16 protein-coding genes and 2 pseudogenes are annotated in these 18,670 nt (G+C 40.1%); 6 read left to right on the top strand and 12 right to left on the bottom strand.

The window, feature by feature from the left end; all coding sequences use genetic code 11:
- Positions 1–190: 190 nt before the first annotated feature.
- The 3 genes from AAZR93_RS20400 to AAZR93_RS20390 form a co-directional block, all read right to left on the bottom strand.
- Positions 191–928, bottom strand: a complete 738-nt coding sequence (locus AAZR93_RS20400; RefSeq protein WP_434720902.1) for an IS6 family transposase — start codon at positions 926–928, stop codon at positions 191–193.
- 376 nt (positions 929–1,304) lie between these two features.
- Positions 1,305–2,627, bottom strand: coding sequence for a type II toxin-antitoxin system HipA family toxin (locus AAZR93_RS20395; RefSeq protein WP_434720901.1), 1,323 nt, complete (start codon positions 2,625–2,627; stop codon positions 1,305–1,307).
- A 2-nt stretch (positions 2,628–2,629) separates the two neighbouring features.
- Positions 2,630–2,881 (bottom strand): helix-turn-helix domain-containing protein, encoded by a 252-nt coding sequence (locus tag AAZR93_RS20390; RefSeq protein WP_272682056.1) that lies wholly within the window; start codon positions 2,879–2,881, stop codon positions 2,630–2,632.
- Positions 2,882–3,453: 572 nt separating this feature from the next.
- Between AAZR93_RS20390 and AAZR93_RS20385 the strand changes: the two are divergent.
- The 3 genes and pseudogenes from AAZR93_RS20385 to AAZR93_RS20375 all read left to right on the top strand — a co-directional run bounded on the left by AAZR93_RS20385 (position 3,454) and on the right by AAZR93_RS20375 (position 7,528).
- Positions 3,454–4,590 (top strand): annotated as a pseudogene (locus tag AAZR93_RS20385) (IS91 family transposase).
- Between the two features lie 665 nt (positions 4,591–5,255).
- On the top strand, positions 5,256–6,500 hold the full coding sequence (locus AAZR93_RS20380) for a ParA family protein (protein WP_434720900.1): 1,245 nt from the start codon (positions 5,256–5,258) through the stop codon (positions 6,498–6,500).
- Between the two features lie 5 nt (positions 6,501–6,505).
- Entirely contained in the window at positions 6,506–7,528 is a 1,023-nt protein-coding gene (locus AAZR93_RS20375) for a ParB family protein (RefSeq protein WP_434720899.1), read from the top strand.
- A gap of 562 nt (positions 7,529–8,090) precedes the next feature.
- On the opposite strand, the pseudogene AAZR93_RS20370 reads toward AAZR93_RS20375, so the two are convergent.
- Positions 8,091–8,279, bottom strand: a pseudogene (locus AAZR93_RS20370) (hypothetical protein); the annotation flags it as partial.
- Between the two features lie 38 nt (positions 8,280–8,317).
- On the opposite strand from AAZR93_RS20370, the gene AAZR93_RS20365 reads away from it, so the two are divergent.
- From AAZR93_RS20365 to AAZR93_RS20355, 3 genes are all read left to right on the top strand, one after another.
- Complete coding sequence (locus AAZR93_RS20365) at positions 8,318–8,572, top strand: LysR substrate-binding domain-containing protein (RefSeq protein WP_434720898.1); 255 nt, start codon at positions 8,318–8,320, stop codon at positions 8,570–8,572.
- 876 nt (positions 8,573–9,448) lie between these two features.
- Complete coding sequence (locus tag AAZR93_RS20360; protein WP_434720897.1) at positions 9,449–10,762, top strand: NAD(P)/FAD-dependent oxidoreductase; 1,314 nt, start codon at positions 9,449–9,451, stop codon at positions 10,760–10,762.
- Positions 10,763–11,156: 394 nt separating this feature from the next.
- A complete protein-coding gene (locus tag AAZR93_RS20355) occupies positions 11,157–11,387 on the top strand; it encodes a hypothetical protein (RefSeq protein WP_434720896.1) in 231 nt (76 codons plus the stop codon).
- 307 nt (positions 11,388–11,694) lie between these two features.
- On the opposite strand, the gene AAZR93_RS20350 is transcribed toward AAZR93_RS20355, so the two are convergent.
- The 8 genes from AAZR93_RS20350 to AAZR93_RS20315 are packed head-to-tail and all read right to left on the bottom strand — an operon-like array spanning position 11,695 to position 18,616.
- A complete protein-coding gene (locus AAZR93_RS20350) occupies positions 11,695–12,750 on the bottom strand; it encodes an MrpH family fimbial adhesin (protein ID WP_434720895.1) in 1,056 nt (351 codons plus the stop codon).
- Between the two features lie 14 nt (positions 12,751–12,764).
- On the bottom strand, positions 12,765–13,274 hold the full coding sequence (locus tag AAZR93_RS20345) for a fimbrial protein (RefSeq protein ID WP_434720894.1): 510 nt from the start codon (positions 13,272–13,274) through the stop codon (positions 12,765–12,767).
- A gap of 11 nt (positions 13,275–13,285) precedes the next feature.
- Positions 13,286–13,813, bottom strand: a complete 528-nt coding sequence (locus AAZR93_RS20340) for a fimbrial protein (protein ID WP_434720893.1) — start codon at positions 13,811–13,813, stop codon at positions 13,286–13,288.
- Positions 13,806–14,156, bottom strand: coding sequence for a hypothetical protein (locus AAZR93_RS20335; RefSeq protein ID WP_434720892.1), 351 nt, complete (start codon positions 14,154–14,156; stop codon positions 13,806–13,808). Before AAZR93_RS20335 ends, AAZR93_RS20340 begins: the two co-directional genes overlap by 8 nt.
- Positions 14,157–14,184: 28 nt before the next feature.
- Entirely contained in the window at positions 14,185–14,913 is a 729-nt protein-coding gene (locus tag AAZR93_RS20330) for a fimbrial biogenesis chaperone (protein ID WP_434720891.1), read from the bottom strand.
- Between the two features lie 13 nt (positions 14,914–14,926).
- The gene (locus AAZR93_RS20325) at positions 14,927–17,416 is read right to left on the bottom strand and encodes a fimbria/pilus outer membrane usher protein (protein ID WP_434720890.1); all 2,490 of its coding nucleotides are present in this window, start codon (positions 17,414–17,416) and stop codon (positions 14,927–14,929) included.
- Positions 17,417–17,450: 34 nt separating this feature from the next.
- A complete protein-coding gene (locus AAZR93_RS20320) occupies positions 17,451–18,020 on the bottom strand; it encodes a fimbrial protein (protein ID WP_434720889.1) in 570 nt (189 codons plus the stop codon).
- Positions 18,021–18,064: 44 nt separating this feature from the next.
- Positions 18,065–18,616 carry a fimbrial protein gene (locus AAZR93_RS20315; protein ID WP_434720888.1) on the bottom strand — a complete coding sequence of 184 codons (552 nt, stop codon included), beginning with the start codon at positions 18,614–18,616 and terminating at the stop codon, positions 18,065–18,067.
- Between the last annotated feature and the right edge of the window lie 54 nt (positions 18,617–18,670).

Below are 18,670 nucleotides of genomic sequence, written 5' to 3'. Positions count from 1 at the left end.
AAGTCAAACAATAAGTTTCAACTGGGCTAATCATAAAAGTGCCCCGTGACAACGCTATAAACGGGCCGGTTTTGTCAACTAAAACCGCCCGTTTTATATCGGTGCATCAACGTGATGAAAGGAACGCTTTTTATGGGCTTGTTGCAAATAATAAATTTGCGTATTTTTCACTCAGTACTAAGCGAGTATTTTAAGCTAAAACGGTCTCTACATTGAATAATCGATTCATAAAGGCAGATCTCTCCTGCACCCGAAATTCGGGTTCATACCGACGTAGCCAGTCATCAAATTGACCTTTATTCAGTTTTCGCAACGTTTCAAATCCTTGGAGAGTTGACCACGCTCGCTTCGCGGATTTGAAGCCGCCTGTGGCAACAATCAACTTTTTTATCGGGGCGTGATCTGATTCAATCCGATTATTAAGGGTTTTGATTTGCCGTTGTTTCACGTCAGCTCGAAGTTTCCCTTCTTTAATTAAACGAGCGATGGCGTAACCGTAAGCGGCATGCTTATCGGTATTTAAGGTTTTTGGTTGTCGCTCGGAGCGATAAGGTTTTAATACGCATTTGAGAAATGCATAAGCAGCATAACGGTTACGTTTGGGTGAAAAGTAAACATCCAGTGTGTCTCCGTATTTATCTATTGCACGGTAAAGGTAAAACCATTTTCCGTTCACTTTGACGTAGGTTTCATCAAGCTGCCAAGAGGAAACAGCCCGAATGAATTGATATTTATTGAGTTTTTTACGGAGAATGGGGGCATATTCAATAAACCAACGATAAATCGTTGAACGGTGAACCGAAATCCCCCGTTCAGCGAGCATATCACTGACGTTGGCATAACTTAACGGTGTAGAACCATACCAACGTAAGCACCAAAGGATGATGGTTGGCGCAAAATGTTTCCATTTAAACTCGTTTGGAGGCATGCGTTTATCCTAAAGCGATGAACAATACCGTGAGTGTTTCTCACTTAGGTCATTTTTGCAACAAGCCCAAAAATAGCACAATTACACGTTATTGTGGTTAGGTTAAAAACGAGAGAGACCCTTTCGCAGACTCTAATACCGAAACATATCGTTATAGATCCGTTAAACCATTCATCCATTTTCCTAACCATGAACAGATAATGGACACGAATAAACGCTAACATTATTCATAAGTAAATAATGCTCGCCCACGCTTGATGTTTGCAGGGAAACAGCATGCTTGTGAGGGAATCCATAGTCCGATTAGTGAAGTGCCCCCCAATAGTTGGACAACCAATTACAGGGGGTCACTTCAGATCTGGGCTCTTATTCAGTCTTAGTTAGTTTGTGAGGAGGACCATCTTTTAATCTTATCAGCTTGTTTTGATAACCCAGCAAATATGGCTTTGCTAATGTGCTCAGGAAAATCTTCAGGCAGCTGAGGTAATATGGCAGTTATAACAGCATCTGTCTTTTCGGCCATATCAAGCATCAGTTGCGTTGCCATTTTCGGAGAAAACCCGACCTGTGTAGCGGTACTGATAAAATGACGCGGTTGGATCATAGAAAAATGGTATTGTTTGTTTTTCCCTTGTAATGCCATAGCTATTTTTGCCTTTTTGGTCTCTATGCCTCTGGACTGAAAGATAGGAAAAGCGGACAGTACATCATACAAAGGGGTTAAACGAAAAGATGTTCCTGATTCAATGAAGATGGAAAAGTTTTTCCCGTGCCCATCTATCGCGGCCAGCATCCAGAACAGGATTTGTGATTTAAAGAACATTTCTCTATCGACGATTGCTTTTTGTGACCCCAAAAGCATCGTCATGATAGATTCAATACCTGGCCCCCCATTAGATTCATATTTTAATGCAGGTGCAATACCCAAAGCCTGACAGCAATCCTCCTGAGGAAGGCGCAACAGCCAGTCTCCAGATGAAGACCATTTTCGGTCAAAACGCTCTACGATCAGTACCTTTTTTTGGCCGAACATTGCCAATTCAGCGTTGGCGACTGGAAATCCAAATTCTCTTGCTATACACAAGCATAGCCATTCGTTTTCACAGCTTTCGCGTAGATCAATGTTATGGTGTTCAATCAGGCCTATGGGTAATTTGAAAATATGACTTGTCGGGGTACTACCTTGTGGCCGCTGCCAGCAGCCTTGATACCAAAGTAATGCTGTTTTCTCTTGAGCCCCTGCGAGGGAGATCCGAAAGTCCACATCCTCGCCCATTCCAAGAGGTGCGGTTTGATAACCGTCTAAAAGTTCTTCGATTTGGGTTTCATTTAGAGGTTCGGCATGAGTTTCCATCACCGATGGAATTTCAGTATCAGGAGAATATAACTGGATTGCGCCAACACAGTCACGACCCACAGCGGCGAGCAGATCAAAAGGATGGTCTGTTTTTACCTTAAAACGAACCTGCATTCTATCAATAATCGCCTCAGAATCAGGCAAAAGGTTGCTGAAGAAATTGTAAACCGCGCTACCGATTATGCGTCCACGTTGCAAAGGAAGTGATAATGAGATTGCCCGCGCCCCTGGTTCTGCCAACCATTCTTCTGCGTATTGAAATGACATCCCACCATCAGTATTTTTGGTGAGTTTGCCAACCAAATCACCATTCATAGCGACAGAAAGTACCCGAGTCCTCATCACTACCACTCCTTGTTCCAAACCTTACCTTCATTTAGTGTAGAACCCCGCTTTACTACATGTAGTTCCAGATCTAAGGAGGCAAGAATTTTGAAAAATGTTTCGAGTTTCGTTGATTCAGGTGTGCTCTCAAACTCAGAAACTGTTGCTTGCCTTAGACCGACTTGATCTGCGGTTTGCGCTTGGGTTAATTTGTTTTTTTTGCGTTGCTCACGCATTGCAGCAGCAAGCATCTTTGGTGTTGTAATCTTCACTCCTCCCTCCCACAGTGATAATCGCCCTGTCAAGTATATACGCCATAGCGAATAAAATTAATATATACGCCATGGCGTATAATGTCAATATATACGCTAGGAAGTATAAAAATAAAATATACGCTTAGGCGTATAAAAAACACATATACGGGTTGGCGTATAACACCCGCAATACCAAAACTCGGCGCAAAGGTAAGCGCCATGACTTTCCTTAGCGAAAGTGATGTCGCTGAAATACAATGCGAAGAAGACCGATTTCAGCGGCTTTTTAGTCAGGGTACATTGTCATCCCTGAAGCCGAGAACGAAAGTTTATGTTTTTGACTCCGTCATTAGCGCTAAATGCGATGCCGTTGTTATCAAGCGCTGCTCATATCCCGACCACTCTATTGTGATAGAGCGCAAGCACTCCACAGGTTCAGTTTTGAACATAAGCACGCCTATGGCGTGAGTATCACGACAGAGCTACTCTATTTCTAGGCAACTCCCTTCTCGTCTTTTATACTCTGCTCAATGTATATTCCCAGACCCGCTAAATTGCTATTCTAATACGATGACGGATGAAATCGCTTTATCGATAACAACACCATCGATGAATGGCAACTCCTCTGTGTCGAAAAGATGCTCGCATACAGTCTTGTGCTATGGGCATTCGTCGGTATTGCTGCTCTTCACCTGAATGCACGCATTCACGCTTCTTTTGTCAAACCTGTAAATCCAAAGCCTGCAGTGCATGTGGTATCAAAGGCACCGAACAATGGGTCGCACAGCAGCGCCATATTTTGCCAGACTGCGAATGGCAACATATCCCCCTCACGATGCCCCACCAACTTTGGCCTTTCTTCAACAATAACTGGCCCTTGCTCAACCGACTCTTTCGCTGCGCCACGCGTGCCATGCTCAAACATGCCAAGCGTCTTGGGCTCGAAATTGGCATTTTCTGTGCCTTACATACTTATGGTCGCCAACTCAATCAACATCCGCACATTCATTTATTGGTAACCCGAGTCGGGCTCACGCAATATGACACCTGAAAACCCGTTTTCTTTAAAAAGAAAGACGTCGAAAAAGTCTGGCGCAGTGCCGTCGTTCGACTCCTTCGAAACAGTTATTTTCAACTTCAGCCCAGCACATTGCCTGACTTCGGACATATTCGGGATTATCCGACCTGGTGCCGTTACCTTAATACCCAGTTTCAACGGTATTGGAAAGTGCATTTTGCTAAAAAGACACGCGGTGCGTGGCATAATGTGAAATACCTGAGCCGATACCTAAAACGTCCCCTATCTCGCTTATCAATTGAAACACTACAGCGATGGCACAGTGATCCATCATTATTATGCTCACCATAGCCAACAATACCGCCGACAGACCTTAACCCAAGAAGAAATGATACGACGTTATGTCAGTCATATCCCAGCGCGACATTTTAAGATGATCCGCTATTACGGTTTTTTAGCTAATCTCAAACGAGGCAGCTTATTACCCAAAGTGTATGACGCGTTAGATATGATACATCCTATCGTGCCTGAAAAACCGGGGTTTGCGGCCCTTATCAAAGAGTTTTTAAATACTGACCCGTATCAATGTATTTTATGTGGAAACCGACTGGGGTTTATGAGTGCGGAAAAAGGGCTACACGCAGTCACTTTACTATCAGAAAGGCGGAATAAAATGGCAAAAAAACGATGGTTGCAAACCGCGGCCTAGGAGCAGTATGCCTATTATCTCATTTTTTGACTAAAAATGGCGCAATTACACGTTATCATGGTTAGATTTAAATACCATAGAGACCATTTAGCAGACTCTGATACCGAAATATATTGTTATAGACTCGTTAAACCATTCATCCAATATCCTAACCATGAACTTAGTTTTTGCTATATAGAGCAACATCCTCCCTTACTTTCACACTTTGTGAAACAGGACGGAGTCCCAAAAGTTGTAATGAATGGAAACACAGATATTTGCTTTTAGTTAGGGTTGCCGAGACCCGCGTAAGCGGTTATGGCGTATCGGATTCGATAGTAAATCTTGTGGGGTATATCACCCTCAAGTATCACAGTTATACCCCCGTTGTATTCAACATTTAAATTTGTTGAAAAATAAAGTCAAAAAATAGAGGCGGTATCAAAGTGATAAATATAAGTAATTCGCCATCATTTCTTTATAACTAGACATATCGCTATCCCTTGCTATTACAGGCTTTTTTTTAAAAAATTCTATCCTTTATAAAAAAACAACCCCCTGGTTCGCCAAGATATCCCTGTCAAAAATCAAGCGTGAAATTCCTTTTTGTGCATTAAAGTGCAATATTGACTTGTTATACGCTCAATTCACACTGATAATATAAAAAAACAAATAAGGGGTAGCCAATGTCAATTTTAGATCAAATACTAATAATTGGTCAGCGAATGAAAGCTGAACAAATTTCACTAAAAGAATCTATCGCTGAAGTAAATACAATAAAAGTTACTGATGAACAAGTAGATGGTCTGGACAGGCTTATATATAACCACTGTTTAAACAAAACAGCTCTGGCTGATTTTTTTGGAAAATCTCGTAATACATTCTCAAAGATTGTAACTGAAATGCAGGCTAAGAAAATCATTGGAGAGCCTATTTTTCAAAATAAAAACCATCTTTATACTCGGTTCGACGTTCAAGTGATCATGGAAGAACTAGGTGCTCATCGTTATTCAGATATGTATAAGCCAAGAGTCATCGTCATAGAAAACCACAAAGGTGGAACAGGAAAAAGTACAACGACAGCAACAATTGCAACAGCAGCTGCATTAGATCTAAACCTAAACGCTCGCTGTTGCATCGTAGACTTAGACCCTCAAGGCTCAATCGGAAATAATCTTATCCGAGCCACTAATGATGATGATATTTATCTGACAATTACCGATGTTTTGCTGGCTGAATACGAACCTGATGGAGATTATTCTCAGTATATATCTGCAGGTTACTCTGAAGCGGATATTATCTCCAATATCCCATTCAGTACACATCTTCCGAATATGGATGTCATTACAGCCTTTCCCACAGATGATAGATTCACTGACCTGTACTGGCGCTTAAGTAAGGATGAACGAAATAAGCTTCTCACTCGTTTTAGAGATGTTGTCGTCCCTGTTCTAAAAGAGCATTATGACCTTATTTTTATCGATACCCCTCCACAAGACTCTCCAATCATATGGTCAACAAATGAAGCTGCTGACGCACTACTCGTGCCAATAACTCCGCGCGAGTATGACTTTGCCTCCACAACAAATTATATGTTAACGATTGGTACGCGTTTACAGCAACTGCCATCTAGGGGTGAAAATATCCAATGGATGAAGGTACTCGCTGTTAATGTCGATGACAAAAGTCAACATGAGGTTCGAACATTAAACAAGCTTGTACGCACCGTACAAGATAAATTCATGACAACTAATATAAAACATTCAGAAGCTTTTGTTGCGGCGGCAGAAAGGGGCAGGACAGTCTTGGATATAAAAAAATCAGAGGATTTATGTCCTGCAAAACAGTTTGATATAGCTGAAATGTCAGTAAGTTCGGTATATCAACAATTTATAAATGAAATCAAAAGTTTCTCTGCAAAAAGTGAGTAATCCGCATGACTGATGTAGAAAGAGGCACAAACAAAGAGATGTATTTAGGAAATCCGAAGAAAACAGGTTTTGAGCAGAGAAATGGACTCCCCTCTTTAAAAGGGGGAAATATCACCAAAAGAGTCTTTACACTGAAAGACGGGCGCAAAGTTGATGCTGAACACGTCATAGTCCCAGGGGATAAAGTCTCTGAGCAAACTGTTGTTCATTTTCTCAATCCACGTAACCAGGAAGCATTGGATGAAAACTCCATGGGCGATATTCTGGAACAAATTAAACAACGGGGAGTGGATACTGAAGGTATTGCTGTCAGAATGGATGGTATTTATCATTTAATTGAAGGTAGTCGACGTCGCTATTGCTGCATAAGATTATCTACTGACCTACCATTATGGGTTTTACCAAACGACATATCCAATGAAGATATTTTCTCTATCATTAGTGCTGCGCAAAGTTCTCGAAAACTATCTTACCGCGAGGTAGGCATACAGTATCAGAAACTAATGGAAGATAATAATTTCACAACTAATGAACAATTAGCCCAACATATTGGTATAAGCACTGAGTCAGTTCGTAAACGTATTCAAGCAGCATTAATTGATGTGCGCCTAGTCAATTTATTTCCTGACTGTGAAGGAATACCTAACACATTCTATGCCCGTCTTTCTAAACTCCAAAGTAATGCGAACAAAGAGGGCATAGATTTAGCAGTACTCTGCAAAGAGGTCAGAGATAATCGTAAAGGCTTCGTAATTAAAAATATCCAAGAAACACAAAAAAGTATATTAGACGATTTATCAACTATTTTAGAGTTGATGACAGACAAAACTAAGCCCGCTTCAGCATGGAAAACCTCTGATATTGTCGAATTCAATAACAAGGATCAGTATGCCCGTATTAGCTACAACGGAAACGGCAGAAAAGTACGTTTTGAATTTAATAGACTTAATCAAACTGTTATTGAAGAGCTCGAACGCTTGATAAAGCTAAAATTGTCTAAAATGGTTCAAGAAAAAAGTAAAGAATAAACAAAATAATGTGACTACGCCTCGCCGTAGATGGTGAGGCGCTCTATTTACTAGGTTGATATACCATAAAATAATATATCAAAACCAACCGTAATTCGCCAAAAAAACAAAAAAAATTAAATCAACATAAACAATACATTATGATTCAATTTTCATTTTCACGTAATAAAACAACCCCCTTGTTCGCCAAGAATCACAAAGCCTCTATTTTACCCAACACGCTATTAAACAGTGTATTTAAGTAGAGGATATTAGGAATATCAGTCAAATTGGCTTAGAGATATGACATTCTTACCAGAGACAATAGGGTAGGGGAGGTATCTTTTGATATCCTCCACGCCCGATTGTCCATAGTCTCCAGAAGGCTATTTGATAAGTTTTTATAGCATCAAGGAATAAGTATAATTGCTCCACGAGCTTGGTGGTTTGCAATTCGCTTGTGAGCAGAAGCTGCTTGGGATAATCGTAACGTACTGTCAATCAATAGCTTGATAAGTTTTTTTTTAATAGCAGGAAGCCATCTTGAAAAATCTTCAATATCACCAACCAATGTTCCTCGTAACTATTTTTGAGAAAAAAAGAAATTACGAACATCAATTGTCGCCTGTATGCCCGCCATAAAACCCATAGAGACAATAATTCCTTCAAGACGCACGGTATTAATTGTTTTTTGAAGAATATCGCCACCTAAATTATCAATAGCAACGTCAACCCCCATCCCTTCAGTCCATTCAATGATAACGGAAACAAAATCCTGTTCAGAAGCGTACGCAGGGAAACGTTGTTAAAGTGGAAACGACAGGGCGTTTATTATGCCAACAAGATTTTCTAGCGACACTGACATTAGTTAAAAATGGCGTCGGACTTATGCAGGTTTATAGGTTTACTGTTGAGCACGAATTACAACGAGGGGAGTTAGTGGAGGTACTGAAAGAATATGCCGGAACAACACGTCCGTTTATCCTAATTTATCCATATGCGTGTTATATTCCTTTGAAAGCAAGAAAATTCATTGAGTTTATGACGCTACCCACTCAAAATTGAAAATAGGTAATTTTACGTATTACTTCTCTCTACATATAGAGTGCATCAACGAATCAAAATTTAATATAGGTACTTTTTTATGAAAATAACGAATGGGTAACTGGCGACTATTTCACTTTAGCTGATATCTTTCTGTCACACACGCTCCTGTGGGCTAAGTTATGCCACATTGACCTAAAACCTGCTATTAACTATTCAGATTTTATTTGTTCCAAATATTTTCTCAAAGCGAGTGTGTTGTTGAGTTGATACCTTAACGTTGTGTTTTTTTCTGTCGGTTCTTTATACTTTCGAGATAACCCTTTATCCACAGAGGCACTTTGAAAGCATGTATTATTACGTTTATTCTGTACTAATTTTACAAACTCTAATGCACATCCTAAACGTTTATTGTCAAAATCATCCCTATTTCGCCAAAACAATTCAGAAAATTAAATAAATATAAACAAATAGTTATAATTTAATTTTTAATTTTACGTGATAAAACAACCCCCTTGTTCGCCAAAAATCACAACGTATCTATTTTACCCAATACACTGTTAAACTTTGTATTCATGTAGAGAATATTAAGCATTATAGTCAAATTGGCTTAAACTTCGTCCCCGTAAGCTGAAGAGGCAGAGCATTTTTGCCAAAGGTAGCAGGGGAGGGGCTTATAATATAAAATTAATTTAACTCATTATTTTTAATAAAAAATCTTATAAGAAACAAAGCTAATAGATAATGCTTTTGATATCCAATTGAATCATTTTAAACTTTAACAACAATGCCCTTTAAAAGGATACTGTGTTAAATTCAGTTATCTTCTGCTCTCCTAACGCTCGATTGAATGAGATCTACAGAGGGCTATTTGATGAATTTTAAAGGGACTAATAAATGAAACATGCATCTATACCTTTTAACCAAAATAAAAATGGATGGTTAAAAGAGAGTGACAAAAAGAAGGTTTATCCAAGATTAAATAATAACAATAGTGCAGATTGGGTCGTCATTGGGTCAGGTTTTGCCGGCGTATCGTTTGCTAGAAATTTAGCGATAAATAATCCACATTATAAAATTATTCTTCTAGACTCATCTACTGCGGCTGAAAGTTCTTCAGCTAGAAACTCAGGTTTTATTATTGGATTGCCTCATAATATAGGTAGTTCAACAACTGAATTGAAAAAAGCTCAAACATATAGAACGTTATTAGAAGAGGGTATAAATGAGTTAAAAACCTTAACAGAAAAATTCAAGATTGAATGTGAATGGGAAAATGCAGGTAAATACCATTGCCAAGTAAGTACGAAAAACGAGAGAGTACTAAAAGAATATATTGATAGTTTAAGCTCGATGAATGAAGCATATAAAGTACTTAATAAAGAAGAACTTTACCAAAAATTAGGTTCTAGCTTTTATTCCAAAGGAATTTATACGCCCAATTCTATTTTGGTCAATCCGGCTCATCTAATCATAGGTTTAGTCGATAACCTACCTGAGAACATTACTATTTATAATAATACTCCTGTTATGGGAATACAGGCAGGAACAATTCATAATATACTAACACCATACGGTACCATTAAAACACCAAACATCATGCTTGGCACTAATGCTCTATCCCGAGATTTAACACCTATAAAAAACCATCAAGCAGCCATGGCTACATTTGCAAGTATTACTGCGCCACTGAGTGATGAGCAAAAAGCAAAATTACCTAAAATGGATAGCTGGGGCCTAACGCCAGTCAATGCCATTGCAGGTGCCACTCTTCGCTATACTCAAGATAATCGATTTTTAATTCGTCAACATGTTATTCCTGCGTTAGATGGCCATGTAGACGCAAAAAAAACTTATCAAGTTTATGAACAGCATAAAAAATTGTTCTATAAAATCTACCCACAATTATCTGATGTTTCATTAACCAATACTTGGTCTGGTACTATTAGTGTAACCCGAAATGGCTGCCCAATTTGGGGCAAATTAATGAAAGGCATTTACGCAGTAGGAGGATGTAATGGAGCAGGGATTTCAAAACAAACAATCGCAGGAAAACTACTCGCTGATTATGCGATGGATTATGAAAACCCACTAATTCATTCTATGCAAGAATTAGGTAAAGCAAATTATTTACCCCCATCACCTATATTAGATATAGCTATCAACCTTTCATTAATGAAAGAAAACTTTATAGGAAGAACCGAGGTTTAATTGGTTTATTGACATCCTCCCCATCCGATTAAACTTAAAGGGGAGGTAAATAGTCAACTTTAGTTAGAAAGAAAACAAGAGTAAAACTCAACCTACGCTATATTATCAGTTTATTTTTTAGTATCAGAAATGCATCGTTATCTTGTTGATAAATATTACAACCAAGTCGCTCAATGAAGCAGGTATATCGGGCTACGGGGGTTGCCAACAAATCAGTAGGGCTTTAAAGAGCTAAATCATTGAAAGGATCCATCTCATGAAGTTATTGGTTATTACTTCCCGTTTAACATAATCTAGATTATGCGAACTTAAGTTGTAGTAGCAAAGTTGTAATGTCCGCTCTGGGCTAAGTTTAATATGTCCGTCACGTAGGCTCACCATTTAAGGGGTTCACATGACGGCTTATAGAGCGGAGTTTTTTACCTTGGAAGATGTTAAACGACTAAAAGTGATTCATGATAAACGTGATAATACACGTTCTCAGGATGTTCTAGCGGGTAATGAACCATCTCGAAGGCATACAGAAAATAAACCTCAACACACACTCAATAATGACGATATGATCGATGCCTTAATAAAACATCAAACTCGTTCAATAGAAATATTTAGAACAAATAAAATCTGAATAATAAGCAGTATAAATTTAATCATCTGATTTTATAGGTTATCCTTTTCTTGAGCCTGTACATATGACTCCAGTTAATAGTCCCGTTTAGGGCTGGCTTCAGGCTAATATAGCATAGCCTATGCCTAGCCCAAACGATAGAAAGATGTCAGTATGTATAACTCATGTTATTTCTTCTTTATTCATGATAACTAAGGGGATACTTTTAACATGCGTTTCTTTCAGACTATAACATTACTGATTCAATCACTACTATATTAGGATACGCTTTAAGGCTAAAAATTAACTTAAGAAATTAATTTGTATATTATATAAATGTACTAATCAGCCAAGCATTGCCTTTGTAGTCCCCTGGCTCTGCCTTTGACCCCGAGAGTTGGCTTTCAATACGAATACTTTTGACTTTATCAATCGTCGTTTCAATTTCTTTTCCACTTTTATTGGTTTGTTCATCATAAAGCATGACTTTAGAGTAAATGGTATTATTGCCTGATTTTAACGGAACGCGTTTTTCTGGGTCGCTGTCAGTGGCATAATCTAATTTTAATTTTACCTTCACGGGCTGAACACGTTCACAAGTATACGTAACGGTGCGTGTTTCCTTACTGTTAAATTCATAGGCATCCAGTGTTTTATGGTCAATATTGAGATTATCAATATTGGAACGGCAATTTGACGGGTAATTAACCACAGATGTCGTGAGGTCTAATTTAATAGTAGCTTTATCTGCAGGGACGTAAAGAGTCGGAGTCCCTGGGTCTTGGAATATACGGGTATAACCTGCAATCATCGCATCAGGAATAATAATTTTGCCATCAACAGGGATTTCTTTAACATAAACCCTCACTTCAAACGGAAATTGCGCGTTAAAGTAACCAGCGCTATGTGGCCCCATTTCGGTATATGAACATCCTGTAGCAGCGAGATTTCGCCACCCGCTAGTAATACCATTTTCAGAATAAAGGGTGAAAAAAGTATTTGAATTAATTTTATAGGCTTTTAATCCATTTAGTGAAAACCCGGCTTCTGGCATATAAGCAAAAACGCGATGATAAGCTGAAAATTGAGTTAGCCCTTTCCCATAATTTCCCTCAAGGTAATTAACAGTACATATTGTTTCGCCGTAAGCGGCTGCTGTCAATTGATCAATAACAATCCCCGAACTGTTAGGTGGGGCAATTAGGAAATATTCATTGTTATCTGTGCCCATTGTTGGGGTGCTCGCAACAACCGAATTGTTTGAAACTAAATTCATTTTGTAGCCCCCCCCCGCGGGTGCATAGCGGGTGGCCTGTGCATGTAGGCTGCTTAAACACAGCGGTAATAATAAAAGCAATTGCGAATACATTCTTAACATTTTCATACGGTTTCCCACTATTACAGGTAATCAATCATCACCGATAAGGCCGCGCTAAATGGCCCAGCGGTCAGGTTTTCTAAGGCTTGGTTAGTCACCAGTTGCGACTGAATAACGATTTTCCCTGTATCTCCACTGACAGTGGGGGCGATCCTTTCCCATTTGTGTAAGTTCAGTGCGGTGCTTTTATTTTCTTCTGAAAAACGAATACCTAACCCATTAATTGAGGTCGCCAGTACCGTTTCGTTATTAACGGTCAGGGTATTGCCTTCCTTTGGTGAAAGGTAAACCTGTAAGTTCTTACGAACATCACATTGCTTAATCAAAATACCAAACGATTGTTTTTCTTCCGTTAATCTATCTAAGGCCACTTCTCGGAAATTAATCGATAGCGCTTTTTCACCATTTTCGGCGGTTAACACACAAGCTGGCCGCACTAACTTGGCAGACAGGGACAGCAATATATCGGCTTGAGTACCAAAGGAAATTAATAGCCCCATGAAAGGGAAAATAAAGCGTGTCAGTTTCATGTTCATCTGCCTTATTGATAATCCAGGTTGAACGTCACGATCGAGGCAAACCCGCCAGTTTTTAAACGTGCATTAAAGGGTTTTTGCGCATACACCCCAAATGCCAGGGTGTTAATTGACCCCTTTCCTGATTCAGTGACGGTACTGACATCTATTTTTGTATTTAGGTCGAGCTCTTTGCCATTACTGTCGGTCAGCGCTAATAACACATTGGATTCACCGGTTGTTTTCAGGTAGTGAATACCATTGTGTACTTCTGTATTTTGGGTGTTTAAGGTGATTTTGATGGTTTTATTTAATGTCATCTCGGAACAATCCACGATATCCAGTTTAAAAGGTTGCATATCAGAGCGCCCCAAGGTTTCGAGGGATGAAAAGCGCAGCCCAGAAAGATATATTTTTTTCTGGGCATCATCATCACTGAGGCGACACCCCAATGGCATGAGTACCCCTCCAAAATACACTGTGAGGCTGTTGGCAAAAGTGTTATTCGCCGTGAGGAATAAAAGGCTAAATAAAAAGATTGTGTACTTAGTCATAATTTATTTCCAAACGTTGAGCCGCTTTATTGGCTGGAAGCGATAACACAAAAGTGTTATTGGACAGAGGCTGTGAGAACATGTACTTTTGAGTACCTAGCGTCAAAGTAAAAGGCACCCAAGTAGATTGCTGCCCTGATTTGCGGCAATGAGTAAAATTCATTTCCAGTTGATAATTTAGTGCAAGTAACATTTTTTCATTTAATTTCAATGAAATCACAGGCTGACAAGGAGCAGTCACAATACGGGCGTTGACATAGACGGTGCCCGTCGTGACGGGTGCAGTGGATTGTGCAAAAGTAGGAACTGCAAAAGCCCATAGCGCGAAGTAACTTAATTTCATTGTCCTGCTCCTTTCTCTTTTTGGCACATTATTCCGTGACACGGCACTGTGACGCTTGGCACTTGAATGCCAGTGACGGCTTCCCGCCATAATCATTAATGTAGGTCAGGTAAGGGGTTGAAAATTTTGCCGATTTAATGATTTGGTTTGATTTTGGTGGCACCATGATGGCTTCAAAATCACTCTCTTCCGATTGCTTTTGGCTATTGCCAATCCCAATCACTGTGAGATAAAACGGTGTGGGGTTATTTAACGTGTAGCCCGTGGCCGTAGGTGTTAGCGTGATATGTTTTGGCCAATCTGTTTTACTTTGTGCCACAATGCTTTCAGGGCGATAAAACAGTTTTACGCGGCTTTGTAATGCAATTTGCAACACACCGGCGTTGGATGATTTCGGCGGAATTTCACGCAGGTTGTAATAAAACAGCGATTCTCGGTCTTGGGGTAATTTCGCCACGTCAGGGGCGGTACTTAAACGCACTAAACTGGTGGATTTGGGCTCCATACGCTGAATAGGCGGCGTGGCAATAATCGGGCCCGTTTCGAGTTTTTGCTCTGTGTCATTTTCTAACCAGGACTGTGCCAAGTAAGGCAGTTCAGGGTTGTCATTGCGGATGGTAATGTTGATAGAAGACTGATTACCATCAAAAATAATACGCGTACGGTCAAGCGTGACAGCGGCGTGAGCCGTGCTCAAGACACTGACCGTGAGCGTAAATGCTGTAGTCAAATATAAAAAAGGGCGGTTCAATTTCATCTTAGTTCTCTTCTTAACGACAAATGATAGTGGGGTAAACGTCCTGAGGGTTAATGACGTCAGGAACGTGTGCACTGCACTGAAGTTTATTTCCCCAATAGATATTTAATAATTCTTTGGCTCGAATGCCGACAATCCACGTAATGCCTTGCTCACCAACAATGCCGAGCTCAATATTGTTGCTATTACGCACGCTGGCCCCAAATGGCGGGTAACTGTTATCCGCGAGTTTTAAGCGCGTAAAAGTTTTTTCACCTTGAATCACATTTAGGCTACGATAGCCAATGGCACCGCGAGTTAACGTGGCATCTGCGACGGTCTCTAATGCTTCCACATCTTTTGGTAACTTACTGGTATTAATCGATGCGCTGGTTTTTCGGTAACTGCTCACATTCGGTAAGACCGCAAGGCCAAAGTGGTTCGTTTGATACACCCCACCACTGAGCGGTACATTCGCGGCGCCCGGCGTTTCGACGACGAGACGAGTGCCTCCATAGGCTGCTTGGTGCATGGCGATCCCTTCTTTAATTAAGGTGAACCCGCCATTAATTGAGCCCCCCACGCTGTGGTATTCATTGGGCACATAGCTGGCATTCCCTGAAATAGAGGCATACGGGAGGTTTTGACTTAAATAGCCGCTGAAGCTGGTTTGGTTATCTTGGTTGCTCCCAGTTTGGTAGCCCACATTCAGGTTATAGCTACGCTGATCGCTGTACCCGCTGTAGCCCATATTGTGGGTTGAGCTATGTTTCCCATTTTGATCCCGCGTGTAGCCCTCCGAAAAGCTAAAGCTGCTGCCTTGGGATAAGGGAATGGTAAAATATAGGCTGATGGCATCATCTTGGTAGCCTGCTCTTTTTGAACGAGTTGCCGATGCAGTGAGGTTAATATTTTTCAGTCCCACCGCCGCCCAATTTAACAGGGTGCTCAGATATAAACTGTACTGTTCTTCAGTTTCACTATTCCAATAGGTGTTGTATTGGTAGTTGCCACCCAGCGAGAAATCATCAAAATATTTGTTGATATTGACTTGGTAGCTTTCTTTTTGTGCTTGGGTTTCATTGCCTGTTCGGCGCTCATCCAAGGTTTGCTGCAAAGAGCGGTAGGTTTCATCCGAGAAACGGTACCCTGCGAACGTAATATCTGTTCTGGCTTCGTCAAACGATTTGGAATAACTGAGACGGTAGCTTCGCCCAGTTAATGTTTTATCAATTAACTGTGCATGTGACTGCGTGGCGTCAAAGGAAAGGCTGCCGAACCTAAACAAGTCACGGCCAAAACCTGCCGAAAAGGCTTGGTAATTTTTTGATAAAACCGATCCGCCATAAACAGACCACAGGTTATTTAACCCATAGGACAACTCGCCTGACGCGGTTAAATCCCCTTCAAGCTCTCGGCCATTAAAACGAGGTTTCCCTGCGGCAAATTTATAGCGAATTTGCCCCGGCCTTGTTAAGTAAGGTAACGCGGCCGTGGTAATACTAAACTGTTGTTCTTCACCGTTTTCTTCACGCACCGTGACATCTAGCGTCCCACGAATGGAGCTATCGAGTGTTTGGATACGAAACGGCCCCGCAGGCACGGTAGTTTCTAATACAATACGGTTATGGCTTTTGACAATGACTGTCGCATTAGTCTGGGCGATACCAATAATTTCAGGGGCATAGCCTGTTAATTTTGGCGGCATCATATTTTCATCGGTTTCAAGGGAAATACCGGTGTACTGCCAAGAGTCAAAAATAGCGGAGTAAAAGTAGTTTTCACCCAGCGTTAAAATAGACGCGATGGATTTAATTGAGCGATACGCAAAGAGTCGGCTAAAGGCGACATCGCTGTATTGGTTCTCAAAGCTCCCCGTGGATTTACGGTAGTTAGCTTGGTAATCACCCCGTAAGCGCCATGCGCCGATATTCAGCCCCGTAGTTCCGTTGGCTGAAAGATACGACTCACGTGAGCCTGAATTTCTGCGCGTTAAAGAACCCGTTAGGTTGTAATCCAATAAAAAGCCATTAACCCCTTCTTCCCAACGGGAAGGGGGCACCCAACTCGGGTCGGTGTATTCCAAATAGCTTTGTGGAATTAAAATGGAGAGCGTGAGTGTGGACAAGTCCACATTTAAGGATGCGCCTTCAAGCGCTGATAAATCCAAGCATTTTCCATCATCACGGTATTGGACTAATTGGATGGCATCCGATGTTAGCCCTAAACGGTCTAGAATATTGGAAGGCACACACACGGTGCTGAATAAGTGACTTTGTTGGGATTGTGGTGCGATCACCGTAATATCTTGCGCACTGCCCACACTTTCATTATTCACTTTGACTGTTAAATGGTAAGTGCCAGGCATAATAAATCCGGCCTGAGAAAACTGGCTAAAATCAATATTCTGTGAATCTTCGGTATCTAGCATATCCGTATTAAATTCGACCGCATAGGCGATTGACGAAACCGACGATAAAAAAGACGTCACAATAAGGTAGGAATAAATATTCAGTTTAACCATGGTTTTTTCATCAAATTAATTATGCGTGTATTTATTAATCGTAAGTAACATTGAATTTAATCGTGGTAAAATAATCCCCAGGGATAATTTCATTATTACTTGTGCCTAGTTCTGTTTCATATTTCAAATAGCTTTCTTTACTTTTACGATCGAAATAAATATAGTTATCGGATATGGAATAGAGTTTATTTAACATTAATAAACTGTCATTGTTATCGTAAATATATAAAACAACACCGGGCTTGGGGCCTGAAAGTGTTATGGCGTTGCTGTATTTATCTTGCGGAGCAAAGAAGCGAATTTTAATGCCTTTGTGGTTATTATTATTATATTCGCTGATGCAGTTATTCAGTTTGATATAAAAGGGTTTTCGCGTTATCTTTCTATCTCCTATTTCATTAATATTAAAATTAGAAATATAGTCATAGTTGATATATTGATATTGGCTGTCTGTTTCAATAGAGCAGGGTGCCGCAACAATATAGCCTTGCATGACTGCCTCACCACGGAGCCCATCTTGCACATGCCCCACGTTAGAATTTATTGCATAAGCACTCAGCGGACTGAATAATAACGTCGTCCATAAATAAATGTGTTTTTTCATAATGAACCTTTTTATAGGGAGGAATAACCCTCCCTTTAAAAATATTACTCGTATGTGATTTTAAAATCAGCAATCGAGCTAAATTCACCTTCAGTAACGGCTGTTGCACCATCAACGCGTTTTGCTAATGCGGTAAATTCTAAAACGTTTTCGCCTTGTTTATTACGAATTTGGTTCATCACAGATTTTGCTTCATCAAATTTAAAGTCTTTGATCTGAACACCGATGTTTTTTGCAGAGCCTGTTGTTCCTAAGAATTCCTTGTTAGTACCAACATAGTTTTTGCCACCAAAAGTCATTTTAATGTCTTTAACCGCAACCCATTTATCGTCAGCATCTTTGCTGAACTCATCAAAATTACAGCCTTTAAGTTTAATCGCGATATCTTTTTCCGCGGCATTACCGGCTTCTAAAGCAGCACGAGAAAGTTGACCAAAAGGAACTTCTTGTTTAATACTTTCGGATTCGATATTACATGGTGCATTAACCACTTGGCCGCTGAAATGTAATTCGCCCGTGTTACCACTTGCTAATACAGCGCTAGACAATGTTGACGCAGCAAATAAAACAGCAACAGATAATTTATTTAATTTCATACTAAAATCCTTAATATAGATAACGATAACAATAGAAATAAAAATTTATTTCTA

The organism is Providencia sp. Je.9.19, assembly GCF_051129765.1.
GTDB lineage: Bacteria > Pseudomonadota > Gammaproteobacteria > Enterobacterales > Enterobacteriaceae > Providencia.
The sequence above is the reverse complement of the archived record's forward strand: the minus strand, read 5'-3'. Positions and strand labels throughout refer to the sequence as shown.